Here is a 16,005-nt window from a genome sequence, read left to right as displayed (position 1 = left end):
CCGGGGATTCCCGGCCGGCTGCTGGCTGCTCAGCGGTGTCGCTCAGCTGCGCCGCACCCGCAGCAGCTCGTCGAGGATCAGCCCGACCGCGCCCGCGGTGAGCGCGCAGTCGGCCAGATTGAAGGAGGGGAAATAGCCGCCCGGGAACATCGGCGCGAGGAAGTCCCCGTGGAACTGCAGGAAGTCGATCACATGGCCGTGCCAGGCGCGGTCGATGACATTGCCCAGCGCGCCGCCGAGCAGCATCGCCACGCTGAAGGCGAACAGGCGCTGACCGGCGTGGCTGCGCAGCATCCAGATGAACATCGCCGAGGCCGCGAAGCCCAGGCCGATGAAGAACCAGCGCTGCCAGCCCGAGGCCTGGGCCAGGAAGCTGAAGGCCGCACCGGTGTTGTGGACCCGCACCAGATTGAAGAAGCTGGTGATGACCTGGCCGTCACCGAGCTGGAAGCGCTGCACGATCAGGATCTTGGTGATCTGGTCGAGCACGATGATCAGGAACGCCAGGGCCAGCCAGGGCAGCAGGCGGGCATCGGTGCGGGAGGGCGAGGAGGAGCGGGGCTTGGAGGACATCGCGGTCGCAAAGGTCGGAGAAGGAGCCGGCGCGAGACCGGCGGATGCGCCACTGTAGCCAGTTTGCGCCGGGTGACCGTGCGCTGCGTGCTCATCGTGCCACGCCGTGAACCGGGGGGGCGGCTGTTGGTCCGGCGCATCGCCCGCACGCGGGTCACGTGATCTGCATCACAGTACGGCAGACCGGCTGGACTTCCTCTGATCTGGTCGCTTGTCAGGCATCATGGCGGATGGGAGAAGTCAAGCCTGCATAACCGGGCCGGGGAGGCAGACGGCCGATTGCCGCCTGGGTCGTGACGATGCAGCACTGCGGCACCGCAGCGCACCTGCCAGATCCCAAGAGAGCACAAGAGAGCCGAGAACCATGCTGGAACCGATCAAGTCCGCACTGCGGACTGCCTATTTCTCGAAGCGATTCAATGCGGTGGCCGTCAAGGCCTACTCCCGTCTGCGCCCGCCGCCCTACATGCGCCCGCGCATGGAGTTCGACTACGACGTCTGGAACGGCATCTGCGCTTTCCATTCCGACGATGGCCGCCAGATCGGCGAGAACAACACCAATCCCGAGATCTACCGCGAGATCGTCGAGACCGAGAGCAAGCCCTGCAAGTTCGAGGGCTCGCGCTACGGCCTGCCGATCAATCTGACGGCGCTGCGCAGCGTGATGGCGTCCTGGGACGACGCGCTGCAGCTGGTCACCACGGTGCGCGCGAACTACATCGCACGCCGCGGCCTCGACCATGCGCGCTTCAATCTGATGGAAGGCTACGTGCTGTCGAAGATGGGCGCGGCCTACGTGTCCTATCTGGTACGTCGCCGCGGCAGCACCTATGCCGCCACGCCGCCGCTGGAGACGGTGTTCTTCACGCTGGGCGTCGGCCCCTTCATGGTCGTGCGCGCGCTGATGGAGAAGGGCGACCTCACGCCGCTCGATCCGGAGCCGATGAGCGGCGAGCGCCTGTACGAGCTGGCTGACAGCTCGGGCTCTCTGCTGTCGGGCCTGAGCGGTCACGGCTGCGCGGGCAGCAAGAAGCTGATCACCCAGTTCCTCGACGCGACGATGAACGGCACCTACACCAAGGCGCTGAACTCGACCGAGGTCACGCGCATGCTGTCGGCGATCGATGACTGGGACCGTTTCTATGCCTATGTCTACGCGACCTCGAAGCTGGAGCTGCTGGTCAAGTTGGCGCAGTGCCTGAGCGCGCAGACGCTGCTGGCGCTGCAGGCCGACCAGGCCGCCGCACTGGCGCCGGCCGAGGCCGAGCTGCTGGCGCGCACGCTGGCGGGCTGCTACCACCGCGCCCAGACCGAGCTCGACGACCGCACCGTGCTGGCCAACCTGCTGACGGTGGTGCTGGCGCTGCTGGCCGAGTTCGACGACCACGAGACGCAGGCCGCGCTGACGAAGGCCGGCCTGCTCGGCCCCGACGGCCAGGCGCGCCTGGGCGAGGTCTCCGGCCCCGAGGGCCGCGCCGCGGCCGCGCGCCGGCTGCGCCGCATCACCGCGGTGCTGCAGCCGCGCTGCCAGCAGGAGCTCGATCTGACCAACCAGTCGCTGGACCGCTTCCAGGGCACGAAGGTCAGCGAGGATGACCTGCAGGTGCGCAGCTGTGGCGTGGCGGTGCGTGCGCTGCTGCAGTCGCTCGACGCCGAGCAGGGCCTGGATGGTCGTGCGGCCAGGGCGGCGGCCTGATGTCGGCCGTGCCGAAACCTGCTGCGCTGTCGGCGCTGATGGAACTGATGGAGCTGACGGTGCCTGGCCTGGGCGTGATCCGGTTGCGCCCGCTGGACCCCGAGACGGACTCGGCCACGCTGCACGACTGGCTGCGCCGCGACTACGCCGCGTTCTGGGGCATGCAGCGGCTGACGGCCGACCAGGTGCGGGACAAGTTCCGTGCGGTGGTTCAGGAGGGCCGGATGGAGGCGCTGATCGGCGAACTGCACGACGGTGTCGGCGGGCCGCGCCGGCTGTTCCTGATGGAGGCCTATCGCCCTCGGCAGGACGATCTGGCGCGCTTCTATCCGGCCCAGGACAGCGACCGGGGATTTCACCTGATCGTCGCCCCGGCCGGGGGCGCGGCGGTGCCGGGCCTGTCGTTTCACATCATGCGGCTGATGTGCGGCTGGATCTTCCGCGACGCCTCGGTGCAGCGCATCGTGGCCGAGCCCGACATCCGCAATGCCCGGATGCTGGAGCGCTGCCTGCAGACGGGCTTTCGCCTGGGCCGGGTGATGCACCTGCCGCACAAGACCGCGCAGCTGGTGACGCTCGCGCGCGCCGACTTCGAGCGGCTGGGCGAGACGCCGCCGCCCAAGGCGACGCTGCCCGCCGGCCGGGGCCGGTGGGTGAAGCTGCACCTGCTCGCCGGCCGCATCGGCCGCAAGCTCGGGATCTACGAGCGCAACTGGTGAGCTGACGGGCGCCGGGGGCGCGCCCCGTCCGGGGCTGGCGGGATCGCGCTGCCCCGGTGCGACGCCCGCCTCAGGCGCAGTGGCGCGCCTCGCCCTGGCCGTGCAGGTTGCTGTCGCAGCGGCCGCAGATCGTCGGATGCGCCGGGTTGGCACCGACATCGTCGCGGTAGTGCCAGCAGCGCTCGCACTTGGGCGCGGTGCTCGGCGTGACCGCGATGGCCAGCGCGTCGCCGGCCGCCAGCGTCACCGCCGAGGTGATCAGCACGAACTTCAGGTCCTCGCCCAGCGAGGCCAGCACCTCGAAGTCGGCCTGCGGCGCGGTGATCGCCACGGTCGCCTGCAGCGAGGCGCCGACCGCGCCGGCGGTGCGCACTGTCTCGATTTCCTTGTTGACCGCCTCGCGCACCGTGCGCACGGTGGCCCACTTGGCCAGCAGCGCGGCGTCCGGCGTGCCCAGCTCGGCGCAGGTCTCGAAGAAGATCGAGCCCTGCGAGGCGGTCCCCGCGAACTGCGCCCAGGCCTCCTCGGCGGTAAAGCTCAGGAACGGCGCCATCCAGCGCAGCATCGCGCCGGTGATCTTCCACAGCGCCGTCTGCGCCGAGCGGCGGGCCAGCGACTTCGGCGCGGTGGTGTACAGCCGGTCCTTCAGCACGTCCAGATAGAAAGCGCCCAGGTCTTCCGAGCAGTAGACCTGCAGCTTCGAGACCACCGGGTGGAACTCGTAGACCGCGTAGTGCTTCAGGATCTCGGCCTGCAGCTCGGCGGCGCGCGCCAGCGCGTAGCGGTCGATCTCCAGCAGTTCGGCGTCCGGCACCAGGTCAGTGGCGGGGTCGAAGTCGCTGGTGTTGGCCAGCAGGAAGCGCACGGTGTTGCGGATGCGCCGGTAGGCATCGACCACGCGCGCCAGGATCTTGTCGTCGATGTTGAGGTCGCCCGAGTAGTCGGTCGAGGCCACCCACAGCCGCACGATCTCGGCGCCGAGCTTGGTGGTGATGGTCTGCGGCTCGACGGTGTTGCCCAGCGACTTGCTCATCTTGCGGCCCTGGCCGTCGGTGGCGAAGCCGTGGGTCAGCAGGCCACGATAGGGCGCGCGGTCGTACAGCGCGCAGCCCAGCAGCAGCGACGAGTGGAACCAGCCGCGGTGCTGGTCATGGCCTTCGAGGTACAGATCGGCCTCGGGGCCCTCGGCATGGAAGGGCGCATGGGCGTAGTTCTTGGCGTGGCTGCCGCGCAGCACATGCTGGAAGGTCGAGCCGGAGTCGAACCACACTTCGAGGATGTCGGTGCTCTTGGTGTAGTGCGGCGCGTCCTCCGCCCCGAGGATCTCCTCGGTCGTCACGCGGCTCCAGGCCTCGATGCCGCCCTGTTCCACGATGGCCGCGGCCTGGTCGAGGATCTCCATCGTGCGCGGGTGCAGCTCGCCGGTGTTGACGTGCAGGAAGAAGGGCACCGGCACGCCCCAGGAGCGCTGGCGCGAGATGCACCAGTCCGGGCGGTTGGCGATCATGTCGCGCAGGCGCGCGCGGCCGTTCTCGGGATAGAACTGCGTCTGGTCGATGGCGTCGAGCGCGAGCTGGCGCAGCGTCTTCGGCGCCTTGTCCTTCGTGAAGACGCCTTCGCCCTCGTCCATGCGCACGAACCACTGCGCGGCGGCGCGGTAGATCACCGGCGTCTTGTGGCGCCAGCAGTGCGGGTAGCTGTGGACGATCGGCTGGGTCGCCATCAGGCGGTCGCTCTGGCCGAGCACCTCGATGACGCGCTCGCAGGCCTTCCAGATGTGCTGGCCGCCGAAGAAGGGCAGCTCGTCGGCGTAGACGCCGTGGCCCTGCACCGGGTTGAGGATATCGTCGTACTTCAGGCCATGCGCGACGCAGGAGTTGAAGTCGTCCACGCCATAGGCCGGCGCCGAGTGCACGATGCCGGTGCCGTCGCCGGCGGTGACGTAGTCGGCCAGGTACAGCGGCGACAGGCGGCGGTAGCTGTACTTGCCGCCTTCTTCGGCCGTGACGGTGTCAAAGAGTGGATGGCGGAAGACCAGGCCCTTGAGCGCCGCGCCCTGGGCGGTGGCCAGCACCGTGCCTTCGAGCTTGTAGCGCTCCAGGCACTTGGCCACCAGCTCCTCGGCCAGCAGCAGCACGCCGCGCGGCGTGTCCACCAGCGCGTAGGTGAGCTCCGGGTGCGCGTTGAGCGCCTGGTTGGCAGGGATCGTCCAGGCGGTGGTCGTCCAGATGACCGCGAAGGCCTTCTTGCCGCCCTGCGCGAGCGACTCCGGCAGGCCGCTCAGGCCGAAGGCGGCGGCCAGCGCGCCGGTGTCATCGGCCTCGAAGGCCACGTCCAGCGTGTCGCTCTTCTTGTCGGCGTACTCGATCTCGAACTCGGCCAGCGACGAGCCGCAGTCGAAGCACCAGTAGACGGGCTTCAGGCCCCGGTAGACGAAGCCGCGCTCGATCACGCGCTTGAAGGCGCGGATTTCGCCGGCCTCGTTGGCGAAGTCCATCGTGCGGTAGGGCCGCTCCCAGTCGCCGAGCACGCCCAGGCGCTTGAAGTCCTCGCGCTGCTGGCTGATCTGCTCGGTGGCGTAGGCGCGGCTCTTGGCCTGCATGTCGTCGCGCGAGAGCTTGCGCCCGTGCAGCTTCTCGATCGCGTTCTCGATCGGCAGGCCGTGGCAGTCCCAGCCGGGGATGTACTGCGCGTCCATGCCCATGAGCTGGCGCGACTTGACGATCATGTCCTTCAGGACCTTGTTCAGTGCGTGGCCGATGTGCAGACGGCCGTTGGCATACGGCGGGCCGTCGTGCAGCACGAACAGCGGCGCGTCCTTGCGGGCCTCGCGCAGGCGCAGGTACAGGCCCTCGTCGTTCCAGGCCTTGACCCAGGCGGGCTCGCGCTTGGGCAGGTCGCCGCGCATCGGGAAGGGCGTGTCGGCCAGGTTGAGCGTCGCGCGGTAGTCGGTGGCGGGGGTCTGAGTCATGGCGATTCGTTCAAGCCGTCATTCCCGCGCAGGCGGGAATCCACGACGGGGAGGGCGGTGGCAAGGGTGGGTTCCCGCGTGCGCGGGAATGACAAGGCGGGGCGGTTGCGGCGTGGGGGCGCCGCGTTCAAATTCGGTCGCGCGTGGTCTGGCGGCGTTCGGCGGCGTGGCCGTCGAACCACAGGCGTGCGTTCACCACGTCCTGGCGGATCGCGGCGGTCAGGGCGTCGAGGCCGTCGTAGCGGGCCTCGTCGCGCAGCTTGTGCAGAAGTTCCACCCGCACGAGTTTACCGTAGCCCCCCTCGCGGCCGAGCCCGGCCGGCCAGTCGAGCACATGCGTCTCGAGCAGGATGCGCCCGGCGTCCTCGACGGTGGGGCGCACGCCCAGGCTGGCCACGCCGTCGAGCGGCTGCGCCGTCAGGCCGTGCACCCGCACGACATAGATGCCGGCAGCCGCCGAGCGGCGATGCGCGAAGCGCAGGTTCAGCGTGCGAAAGCCGTCGTCCGCGCCGGCGGCCGAGGCGCCGAGCCCGCGGCCGAGCTTGCGCCCGTGCGTCACATGGCCGCTGATGCTGTAGGGGCGGCCCAGCAGCGCGGCGGTGGCAGTCATGTCGCCGCGCGCCAGCGCCTCGCGCACGGCCGAGCTCGACACCCGCAGCCCGTGCACCTCGTAGCTCATCATGCGCGCGACATCGAAGCCGGACGCGCTGCCGGCGCGGTCGAGCATCGCGTAGTCGCCGGCGCGGCGCGCGCCGAAGCGGAAGTCGTCGCCGACCAGCACATAGCGCGCGCCCAGGCCGCGCTGCAGCACCTCGCCGATGAAGGCCTCGGGCGACTGCACGGCCAGGCGCTCGTCGAAGCGCATCAGCACCACCTGATCGACGCCGCAGCGCTCCAGCTCGCCGAGCTTGTCGCGCAGCGTGGCGATGCGCGCGGGCGCCTTGTCCGGCTGGCCGGAGCGCGCGGCGAAGAAGTCGCGCGGATGCGGCTCGAAGGTCATCACGCAGCTGGGCAGGCCGCGGTGGCGCGCCTCGTTGTTCAGCAGCGCCAGCATCGCCTGGTGGCCGCGATGCACGCCGTCGAAATTGCCGATCGTCAGCGCACAGGCCGGCGCCAGCCCGGGATGATGGATGCCACGGAAGACTCGCATGGGACGCGATTATCCGGTGCCGCTCGGCTCCCGGCTCAGATCGCCGCCGGATCGACCCAGCACCACTGGCCCGGCGCGAGCCCGTCGGGGATCGTCAGTCGGCCGAAGCGGCTGCGGTGCAGCGCCTCGACATGGTTGCCCACCGCCGCGATCATGCGCTTGACCTGGTGGTACTTGCCCTCGGTCAGCATCATGCGCAGCGTGAGCTCGCCGGTGATTTCGCACTCCTCGGAGCGCACCGGCACGGGGTCGTCGTTGAGCACCACGCCGGCGCGCAGCTTCGCCAGCTGCTCCTCGGTGACCGGGCGTGCGCAGCTCACCTCGTAGACCTTGTCGACATGCTTCTTCGGGTGGGTGAGGCGGTGGATCAGCGCGCCGTCGTCGGTCAGCAGCAGCAGGCCGGTGGTGTCCTGGTCGAGCCGGCCGACCGGCTGCAGGTCGCCGCCGCTGCGCCAGCGCAGCGGCGGGGGCAGCAGCGTCATCACGCTGGGCCAGTGCTTGGGCTTCTGCGAGCACTCGTAGCCGGCGGGCTTGTGCAGCAGGATCAGCGCCTTCTCGTGCCAGGGCCAGTCGCGGCCCTCGACGGTGAGCACCAGGCCGTCGGTCTCGACCGGCTCGTCGGGATCGTCGATCACCCGGCCGGCCACCGTGACCAGGCCATTGAGCACCAGGCCATCGCAGTCGCGACGGGTGCCGAAGCCTTGCGAGAAAAGCGCCTGCGAGACGGAGAGCGCCGCAGCGCGGCGGGAGGATTTCTTGGCCATCGTGTCCAGGGAGAAAGAGGGTTCGGAGCTCAGGGCCGGGCGGCGGGCAGCGCGGCGGCGGCACCGCCGCCCAGGCCGTCGAGCGCGGCCAGCAGCGGTGCGGGCTCGCCCGACTGGCGCAGGCCGACCACCTGCTTGCCGGTCAGCATGCCCTGGCGCTGGCCGGTCGCGTCCAGCACCACCAGGGCCGGAATGCCATCGTCGACCGGATTGCCGAGCTGCTGGATGATGCGGCCGTTGCGGTCGAAATGGCCGATGTCGACCTTGACGGTGACGAAGCGTTCGGCCACCGGCGCCCCCAGCGCCGGCTGCGCCAGGTCGTCGGCCAGGCGGCGGCATTCCGGGCACCAGTTGGCGCCGAACATCACCAGCACCCGCCGGTTCTCGCGCCGGGCCTGGTCGACCGCACGGCCGATGTCGGCCTGGGCGTCGGCACGGCGGTCGTAGGGGCCGGGCACGTCCGGGCGCAGGTAGCGATTCCAGACCCGCTGGCCGACATAGGCCGCGGGAATCGCCAGCACCACGGCCAGCGCGATCAGCAGGGCGCGTGGGAGCTTCTTTCTCGGGGAGGAGGGCTTGCTGCTCGTCATGGGCCGCGATGATGCCAGCCCGCAGGCCGGATCAGCCGAACACGCCGGCGGTGTCCTGCATCTGCGCGCTGACTTGGCCGAGGTGGTGCAGCGTGTCGCCCCACTGCAGCTCCATGCAGGTCAGGCGCTTGAAGGCGTGCGCGCCGACATAGTCGTCGGTCACGCCGATGCCGCCGTGCATCTGCACGCACTGCTGGCCGACGAAGCGCATCGACTGGCCGAGCTGCACTTTGGCCTGCGCGAAGGCACGACGGCGCAGCTCGGGCGCGTCGGCCAGGCGCAGCGTGGCCAGATAGCTCATCGAGCGCGCCAGCTCCAGCGCCATCTTGCAGTCGGCCAGCCGGTGGCGCAGCGCCTGGAAGCTGGCGATCGGCACGCCGAACTGGCGCCGCGTCTTCAGGTAGTCGGCGGTCAGCGCGACGATGAAGTCCATCAGCCCGACCGCCTCGGCGCACAGCGCGGCGATGGCCACGTCGGCAGCGTGCTCGAGCGCGGGCAGCGCGTCGGTCCCGGCCGCGCTCAGGCGGTATGCCGGGGCGTCCCGGAAGGTGACTTCGGCCGCGCGTGTACCGTCGTGCAGCAGGTGGCCGCGCGTCGTCACGCCGGGCGCGTCGCGCTGGACCAGCGCCAGCGCCAGCCGGCCCGTCTCGTCGCGGGCACTGACGATGACGGCCTCGGCGCGGTCGCCGACCGGCACCAGGCTCTTGCGGCCGCTCAGGCGCCCGCCGCCGTCCGCGGCCGCCAGCGTCGTCTCGACCCGGTCGAGCCGGTAGCGTGCGCCGCTTTCCTGGTGCGCGAGCACGACCCGAGCGTCGCCGGCGGCGATGCGCGGCAGCCAGGCCGCCTGCAGCGCCTCGGGTGCGCCCGACAGCAGCACCGGGGCCACCAGCGCCGCCGCCGCATACGGCGCGCCGACCCGACCGCGGCCGAGTTCCTCCATCACCACCATCGCCTCGACCGGGCCGAAGCCCAGGCCGCCGTGCGCCTCCGGCACCGCCAGCGCGGTCAGGCCGAGTCCGGCCAGCTCGGCCCAGACCGCCGCGCTGTCGCCGCCCTCGTCGCGCACGATCGCGCGGTGGCGCTCGAAGCCGTGCGCCCGCTCGGCCCAGCGCCGCACCGCCTCGCGCAGCTGCGCCTGCTCGTCGCTGAAATCGAAGTCCATCGCCGTCTCCTTGTCCTGTGCCCAGCCCTCAGCCCAGCAGCGTCTGCGCGACGATGTTGCGCTGCACCTCGTTGCTGCCGCCGTAAATGGTGGTCTTGCGGTAGTTCAGGTAGGTCGAGGTCAGCGGGATGCAGTGCGCGTGCGCCGCGCCGCCCGGCCAGACGCCCCCCAGCGCCGCGTCGCCCTGCCAGCCGGCCTCCATCGCCTCGAAGATGAAAGGCAGGCTGTAGGGACCGCCGGCGAGCATCATCAGCTCGGTGTAGCGCTGCTGGATCTCGCTGCCGCGGATCTTCAGCAGCCCGGCCACGTCCAGCGACTGGCGGCCGCCGCGCTCGGCCGACAGCACCCGCAGCACCATCATCTCCAGCGCGACGATGTCGACCTCCAGCAGCGCGATCTGGTCGCGAAAGCGCGTGTCCTCCCACAGGCCTTCGGCGCGCGCGATGCGCTTGAGGCGCTCGAGCTCGCGCTTGGCGCGGTTGACGTCGGCGATGTTGGTGCGCTCGTGCGCGAGCAGGTGCTTGGCGCAGGTCCAGCCCTGGTTCTCCTGGCCGACGAGCTGGTCGGCCGGCACCTCGACGTCGTCGAACCAGACCTCGTTGACCTCGTGCTCGCCGTCGAGCGTGAGGATGGGCCGCACCGTCACGCCGGGCGACTTCATGTCGATCAGCAGGAAGCTGATGCCGGTCTGCGGCTTGCCCTCGTTCGAGGTGCGCACCAGGCAGAAGATCCAGTCGCCGTGCTGGGCCAGCGTGGTCCAGGTCTTCTGGCCGTTGACGATGTAGCGGTCGCCGACGCGCTCGGCGCGGGTCTTCAGGCTGGCCAGGTCCGAGCCCGAGCCCGGCTCCGAGTAGCCCTGGCTCCACCAGACCTCGCCGCTGGCGATGCCGGGCAGGAAGCGGCGCTGCTGCTCGGGCGTGCCGAAGGCCATGATGACGGGGGCCACCATCACCGGCCCGAAGGGCACGACCCGCGGCGCGCCGGCCAGCGCACATTCCTCCTCGAAGAGATGGCGCTGCACCGCGTTCCAGCCCGGCCCGCCGAATTCCTTCGGCCAGCCCCAGCCCAGCCAGCCCTTGGCACCCAGGATGCGCGCCCAGCGCTGCAGGTCCTCGCGCGACAGGCGCAGCGCGCCGTGCACCTTGGCGGCCAGGTCGGCCGGCAGGTTCTCGGCGACCCAGGTGCGCACCTCGGCGCGAAAGGCGATTTCCTCGTCGGTGAAGGACAGCTGCATTGGCGGACTCCTCGGGCGTCGGGTGCTGGCGTCGCAGTGTAGAAATCGCCTGCCGACCGCTCTTGTCGCTGCCGGGACAGCTCCGGGTTGATCCGGATCCGGCCCGCGGGCGTCAAGTTCAGGCCCGGAATGCCGATGCTACGAACTGGTACCAGTGCCGGCCCTCCGCCTCCGACGCCATGAAGAAGACGCTCACCTTCGTCCATCCCGTGCTGCACCGGCACACCGACGTGTCCCTCGGGACCGATGCCGTGCTGGTGCTGGGCGGCGTCGCTGCGGCGGTGGCCGAGCTGTTCGTGATGCTGGACGCCGGCGGCGGTCTGTCCTGGCCGGTGCTGGGCGCGGGCATCGCGCTGGCCCATGCGCGCCAGTGGCGGCATCTGCACACCTGGCCGGTGGCGGCCTCGCTGGCGCTGGCGCTGATGTCGTCCGGCCTGTCGATGCTGATCACTGGCTGGGTGCTGAACCGCGGCATCGCGCGCCGCTACCGGGGCGCCGGCTGGAAGGTGCGCGACACCGAGGGCGAGCTGGGCGAGTATTCCTCGCGCTTCCTGGCGGTCGACGGGCTGGGCTTTCGCGAGAGCGACCTGATCGGCGGGGTGGTGCGCCGCCATCTGCGCGCGGGGCTGGAGGAGGCTCAGGCCGGCGAGGTGCTGGAGCCGGTGACGCCCCAGGCGCGGCGGCGACGGCGCAGCAGCCGCACCGCGACGGCCCAGGTGCTGCCGCCTTCGCTGCCGACGCTGCTGAATCGGCCGGTGGCGCAGCCCCGTGCCGCCGAGACCGCGTCGGCCGGCGAGATCGACGCGCCACGCTGAGCGATGCGCCCGATCCGCCGGGCTCAGTCGCGGAAGTTGTTGAAGCTCAGCGGCGCCTCGGTGACGGTCTTCTTCAGCAGCGCCATCGCGGCCTGAAGATCGTCGCGCTTGGCGCCGGTCACGCGCACCGTGTCGCCCTGGATGCTGGCCTGGACCTTCATCTTGCTGTCCTTGATGGCCTTCTGGATCTTCTTGGCCAGATCGCTTTCGATGCCGGCCTTCACGGTCACCTTCTGCTTGAGCTTGTCGTGGCTCATCTTCTCCGGCGTGGCCGTCAGGTCGAGGAAGCGGATGTCGACGCCCCGCTTGGCCATCTTGCCCAGCACGATGTCGGTGACGTTCTTCAGCTGCAGGTCGTTGTCGGCGAACAGCGTGATTTCCTTGTCCTTCAGCTCGACCTTGGCATCGCTGCCCTTGAAGTCGAAGCGGGTGCCGATTTCCTTGTTCGACTGGTCGATGGCGTTGCGCACCTCGACGAGATCGGGTTCGAGGACGGTGTCGAAGCTGGGCATGGCGGGTTCTCTTTCTGGACGACGGGCGTCGAAGGGGTTCGGAAACAGGGGAAAATTCTGCCATGCGCATCGAAACCGCCGTCAACCTGCGGGCCTGGAACACCTTCGGCCTGCCCGCCATCGCCCAGACGCTGATCCACATCGACGAGGAGGCCGACGTGCGCCGCGTCGTCGATCACCCCGAGTTCGGCCGCGCGCCGAAGTTCGTGCTGGGCGGGGGCAGCAACATCGTGCTGGCGCGCGATGTCTCCGCGGTGGTGCTGAAGGTGGCCATCGGCGGCATCCGGCTGCTGGAGACCCGGGGCGACGCCTTCATCGTCGAGGCCGGTGCCGGCGTGCCCTGGCATGAACTGGTCGCCTGGACCATCGAGCAGGGGCTGCCGGGGCTGGAGAACCTGGCCCTCATTCCCGGCACGGTGGGCGCCGCGCCGGTGCAGAACATCGGCGCCTACGGGCTGGAGCTGCAGGACCGCTTCGAGTCGCTCGACGGCGTCGATCTGGTCACCGGCCGGGGCTTCACGCTCGACGGGCGGCTGTGCCGCTTCGGCTACCGCGACAGCGTCTTCAAGCACGAGCTGGCGGGCAAGAGCGTCATCACCCGGGTGCGCCTGCGCCTGCCGCGGCCGTGGCGCCCCGAGCTGGGCTACCTCGACCTGCAGCGCCGGATCGAGGAGACCGGCCTCGCCGCGCCCGACGCGCGCCAGATCTTCGACTGGGTCTGCCAGATCCGCCGCGCCAAGCTGCCGGACCCGGCGGTGATCGGCAACGCCGGCAGCTTCTTCAAGAACCCGGTGGTCACGCCCGAGCAGTGCCGCGACATCATCGCGCGCGATCCGCATGTCGTGCATTACCCGATGGACGACGGCAGCTTCAAGCTCGCCGCCGGCTGGCTGATCGACGCCTGCGGCTGGAAGGGCAAGACGGTGGGCGGCGCGGGCGTGTATGAAAAGCAGGCGCTGGTGCTGGTCAACCGCGGCGACGCCCGTGGCGCCGAGGTCATCACGCTGGCGCGCGCGATCCAGGAGAGCGTCTACGGCCGCTTCGGCATCCGCCTGGAGCCCGAGCCGGTGGTGGTGGGCTGAAGATCGGCGAGCGATGATCGGTGATCCGCGCGCTCAGCGCTGCCAGCTGCCGTTGCGGATCTCCTCGTGTGTCAGCCGCTCGACCTCGACCGGGCTGACGCCGCCGGCCACGCCCAGGCGTACCGCCGCGCTCAAGGACAGGTCGATGATGCGGCCCGGGTGAAAGGGCCCGCGGTCGTTGACCCGCACGATCACCTCACGGCCGTTGAGCGGATTGCGCACCCGCGCGTAGCTCGGCAGCGGCATCGTCGGGTGCGCGGCGGTCATCGCGTACATGTCGTAGATCTCGCCACTGGCGGTGGGGGCGCCGTGGAACTTGGTGCCGTACCAGGACGCCAGGCCGCTTTCGCGCAGCGGCTCGTCGGCGGTCATCGGCACATAGCTGCGCCCGAGCACCTGATAGGGCTTGTTCGGCCCCCCCCGGCGCAGCGGTTCGACCCGGGGCTGCGCATCGGGCACCTGGTTCAGGTCGAAGGGCCAGCGTGCCGGCGCGCCGTCGCGTGCGGCGGGATCGACCCGCTTGCCGCGCGGGGCGCGCTCCGGCGTCGTCGAGCAGCCCGCCGTCAGCAGCACGGCCGCCAGCAGCACCGGCAGACCGCGCCGGCCACCGCCCCAGGATCGCAGGAAAGACAGGGCAAGCATCATGGGTCTCATGTCGGTTGAACGGGGAATGATGAATACCATCGCTGCTCAAGCAGGCAGCCATCCATGAATCCCTGCATGAAGGGTCATTCTGGATTTTCCGTGCAGCATGTCACGGTTGAGCGGGAATCACCCTGTCCAAGGGATGGACGAGCCCGGTGTCGCTGTCGTCGGCGACGACTGTCGCGGCAAAACCCCATGGCCGCCTGATGTCCGGGGCCGATGGTGATTTCTGACCGAGGCATATTCACAGGCAGCGCCCGAGTTTCTCCCGCGTTCACGGGGTCAAGCCACGAAATGGGTGCATTTTCCGGATCGGGCGGCGTACGCTGCATTCCGTGGGCACTGTCGTCAGCCCCGCGGATGCCGGTCCAGACCGGGATTCCACGGAAACAGGCGGGTCGCGGCTGTCCATCGCGAGCCTTTCCATACCGGGAGAACCATTTCATGCGCAAGACCTTCATCGCCCTGGCCGCCTCGCTGCTGGCCGCCACCGCCGCTCACGCGTCCACCAACCTGGTCGCCAACGGCACCTTCGACAACCCCGATCTGGCCACTGGCACCTTCGAGCAGGTCAGCACCGTCGGCTTCGGCAATCTGCAGTGGGGTCACTACTCCGGCGGCACCGGCGTCACCAAGCTGGTCGACGTCGCGGGCGAGCAGTTCGCCCAGATCGCCAGCGGCGACATCATGTACGCTGCCTTCACCGCCACCGTGACCGGTGCCTACGACATCAGCTTCGACTACTCGGGCGGTGGCATCTGGGGCCTGACGGGCGCCAGCTGGGCGCCGTCGATCGTCGACTACTCCTTCGTCACCCCGTCGGCCGCCTGGACCACCCAGACCACCAGCGCCAACCTGGTGGCCGGCGAGTCCTACAAGATCTACTTCGGCGGCATGGTCACCCCGCCGGACTTCCATCCGACCCTGAACATCGACAACGTGTCGGTGGCCGCCGCGGTGCCGGAGCCCGAGACCTACGCGATGATGCTCGCCGGCCTGGGCGCGCTGGGCATGATGAGCCGCCGTCGTCGCCTCGGCGGCAAGGCCTGATGCCCGCCTGACCCCCCGCCGCACTCGCGTGCGGCAGGTGTGCGGTTGTTCTCGCCACGAACCCCCCGGACCCGCGTCCGGGGGGTTTTTATTTGTGGTGCCGCGTCGAGAGATTTTGTCGCAGGATTTTCTGGATGAAAAATAATATCTTGAATTGACTTTATCCCTCGGATAGGGTGGTTTTGCGGAAGGGGGTGATGATATTTGACCGGCCCCTGTTCATGGGTTGGCATCAGTTTGCGGGGGAGATGGAATTCTCTATCCGCCTTAATCTTCGATCGCTGTCCGGGACAGGACCCTAGACTGCAACTGGTGCTCTTTCGGCCCCGAAAGGGGCTGGCATCTTCATCCAACCCTGCTTCGACTGGAGTATTTCTCATGCGCAAGTCCATTCTTTCTGCAGCCGTCGCCCTGCTGGCGATCGGCGCCACCGCCGGTGCCCAGGCCCAGAACGTGATCGCCAATGGCGACTTCGAGCTGGCGAATGTCGCCACCGGCGGCTTCGAGAGCTTTGCCAACCTGGGCTGGAACAATCTCCAGTGGGGTTCGTACAGCGGCACCTCGTCGATCGTCGACGTGGCGGGCGATCAGTCGGCGCGCGTCAACGGTGGCGATGCCATCTGGTCGGCCTTCCAGGTGACCGCGGCGGGCGACTACGAGATCAGCTTCGACACCTTCGGTGACGGCTACTTCTCGCTCTACAACGCCAGCACCGGCACCGCGCTGAGCATGAACTTCCTGAGCAACGTCACGGAGACCACGGTCGCCGCGGGCGTCTACACGCTCAACACCACCGACGTCTACCGCCTGTACTTCGGCTCGACCGTGCTGCCGCCGACCTTCAGCAATTCGCTGACCGTCGACAACGTGTCGGTCGCTGCGGTGCCGGAGCCGGAGACCTACGCGATGATGCTCGCCGGTCTGGGTGCGCTCGGCCTGATGAACCGTCGTCGCATGAACGGCAAGCGCGCCTGAGCGCCTTCTGACCGTTCTTCTCCCGGCATGAATTGACAGGCGCCCTGCGGGGCGCCTTTTTTCGCTG

Annotated in this window: 14 protein-coding genes and 1 pseudogene; 6 read left to right on the top strand and 9 right to left on the bottom strand. The window is 69.6% G+C overall.

Translation table 11 applies throughout. The annotated features are described in order from the left end of the window. Positions 1-42: 42 nt before the first annotated feature. Positions 43-573 (bottom strand): signal peptidase II, encoded by a 531-nt coding sequence (lspA, locus tag BW996_RS11555; RefSeq protein ID WP_037485712.1) that lies wholly within the window; start codon positions 571-573, stop codon positions 43-45. A 364-nt stretch (positions 574-937) separates the two neighbouring features. Here lspA and BW996_RS11550 point away from each other — a divergent pair, with 364 nt between their 5' ends. Both BW996_RS11550 and BW996_RS11545 read left to right on the top strand, forming a co-directional pair. After that, on the top strand, positions 938-2,269 hold the full coding sequence (locus BW996_RS11550) for a hypothetical protein (protein WP_076458909.1): 1,332 nt from the start codon (positions 938-940) through the stop codon (positions 2,267-2,269). Between the two features lie 8 nt (positions 2,270-2,277). Further along, positions 2,278-2,988, top strand: a complete 711-nt coding sequence (locus tag BW996_RS11545; protein ID WP_175619118.1) for a GNAT family N-acetyltransferase — start codon at positions 2,278-2,280, stop codon at positions 2,986-2,988. Positions 2,989-3,058: 70 nt separating this feature from the next. Here the strand turns inward: BW996_RS11545 and ileS are convergent, their stop codons facing one another. The 6 genes from ileS to BW996_RS11515 form a co-directional block, all read right to left on the bottom strand. After that, positions 3,059-5,959: an isoleucine--tRNA ligase gene (ileS, locus tag BW996_RS11540; protein WP_076458907.1), complete on the bottom strand. Its 2,901-nt coding sequence runs from the start codon at positions 5,957-5,959 to the stop codon at positions 3,059-3,061. Positions 5,960-6,086: 127 nt separating this feature from the next. Beyond that, the gene (locus BW996_RS11535; protein WP_037479725.1) at positions 6,087-7,109 is read right to left on the bottom strand and encodes a bifunctional riboflavin kinase/FAD synthetase; all 1,023 of its coding nucleotides are present in this window, start codon (positions 7,107-7,109) and stop codon (positions 6,087-6,089) included. 35 nt (positions 7,110-7,144) lie between these two features. After that, entirely contained in the window at positions 7,145-7,873 is a 729-nt protein-coding gene (locus BW996_RS11530) for a pseudouridine synthase (RefSeq protein WP_037479723.1), read from the bottom strand. Positions 7,874-7,902: 29 nt separating this feature from the next. After that, the gene (locus BW996_RS11525; protein WP_051631702.1) at positions 7,903-8,463 is read right to left on the bottom strand and encodes a thioredoxin family protein; all 561 of its coding nucleotides are present in this window, start codon (positions 8,461-8,463) and stop codon (positions 7,903-7,905) included. Between the two features lie 31 nt (positions 8,464-8,494). Continuing rightward, the gene (locus BW996_RS11520; RefSeq protein WP_037479720.1) at positions 8,495-9,625 is read right to left on the bottom strand and encodes an acyl-CoA dehydrogenase family protein; all 1,131 of its coding nucleotides are present in this window, start codon (positions 9,623-9,625) and stop codon (positions 8,495-8,497) included. A 28-nt stretch (positions 9,626-9,653) separates the two neighbouring features. Beyond that, on the bottom strand, positions 9,654-10,859 hold the full coding sequence (locus BW996_RS11515) for an acyl-CoA dehydrogenase family protein (protein WP_037479718.1): 1,206 nt from the start codon (positions 10,857-10,859) through the stop codon (positions 9,654-9,656). 179 nt (positions 10,860-11,038) lie between these two features. Between BW996_RS11515 and BW996_RS11510 the strand changes: the two genes are divergently transcribed. After that, positions 11,039-11,674: a hypothetical protein gene (locus BW996_RS11510; RefSeq protein ID WP_037479716.1), complete on the top strand. Its 636-nt coding sequence runs from the start codon at positions 11,039-11,041 to the stop codon at positions 11,672-11,674. Positions 11,675-11,697: 23 nt separating this feature from the next. On the opposite strand, the gene BW996_RS11505 is transcribed toward BW996_RS11510, so the two are convergent. Beyond that, positions 11,698-12,186 (bottom strand): YajQ family cyclic di-GMP-binding protein, encoded by a 489-nt coding sequence (locus tag BW996_RS11505; protein ID WP_037479714.1) that lies wholly within the window; start codon positions 12,184-12,186, stop codon positions 11,698-11,700. A gap of 62 nt (positions 12,187-12,248) precedes the next feature. Here BW996_RS11505 and murB point away from each other — a divergent pair, with 62 nt between their 5' ends. Beyond that, entirely contained in the window at positions 12,249-13,268 is a 1,020-nt protein-coding gene (gene murB, locus BW996_RS11500) for a UDP-N-acetylmuramate dehydrogenase (protein WP_037479712.1), read from the top strand. Positions 13,269-13,325: 57 nt separating this feature from the next. On the opposite strand, the pseudogene BW996_RS11495 reads toward murB, so the two are convergent. Next, positions 13,326-13,910, bottom strand: a pseudogene (locus BW996_RS11495) (septal ring lytic transglycosylase RlpA family protein); the annotation flags it as partial. 447 nt (positions 13,911-14,357) lie between these two features. Here BW996_RS11495 and BW996_RS21065 point away from each other — a divergent pair. Both BW996_RS21065 and BW996_RS21310 read left to right on the top strand, forming a co-directional pair. Further along, positions 14,358-14,963, top strand: a complete 606-nt coding sequence (locus BW996_RS21065) for a PEP-CTERM sorting domain-containing protein (protein WP_051631700.1) — start codon at positions 14,358-14,360, stop codon at positions 14,961-14,963. A 378-nt stretch (positions 14,964-15,341) separates the two neighbouring features. After that, positions 15,342-15,938 carry a PEP-CTERM sorting domain-containing protein gene (locus BW996_RS21310; protein ID WP_051631699.1) on the top strand — a complete coding sequence of 199 codons (597 nt, stop codon included), beginning with the start codon at positions 15,342-15,344 and terminating at the stop codon, positions 15,936-15,938. Positions 15,939-16,005 lie beyond the last annotated feature (67 nt).

Source organism: Sphaerotilus natans (assembly GCF_900156335.1).
GTDB classification, from domain to species: domain Bacteria; phylum Pseudomonadota; class Gammaproteobacteria; order Burkholderiales; family Burkholderiaceae_C; genus Sphaerotilus; species Sphaerotilus natans.
This window is presented reverse-complemented; position numbering and strand designations above follow the sequence as displayed.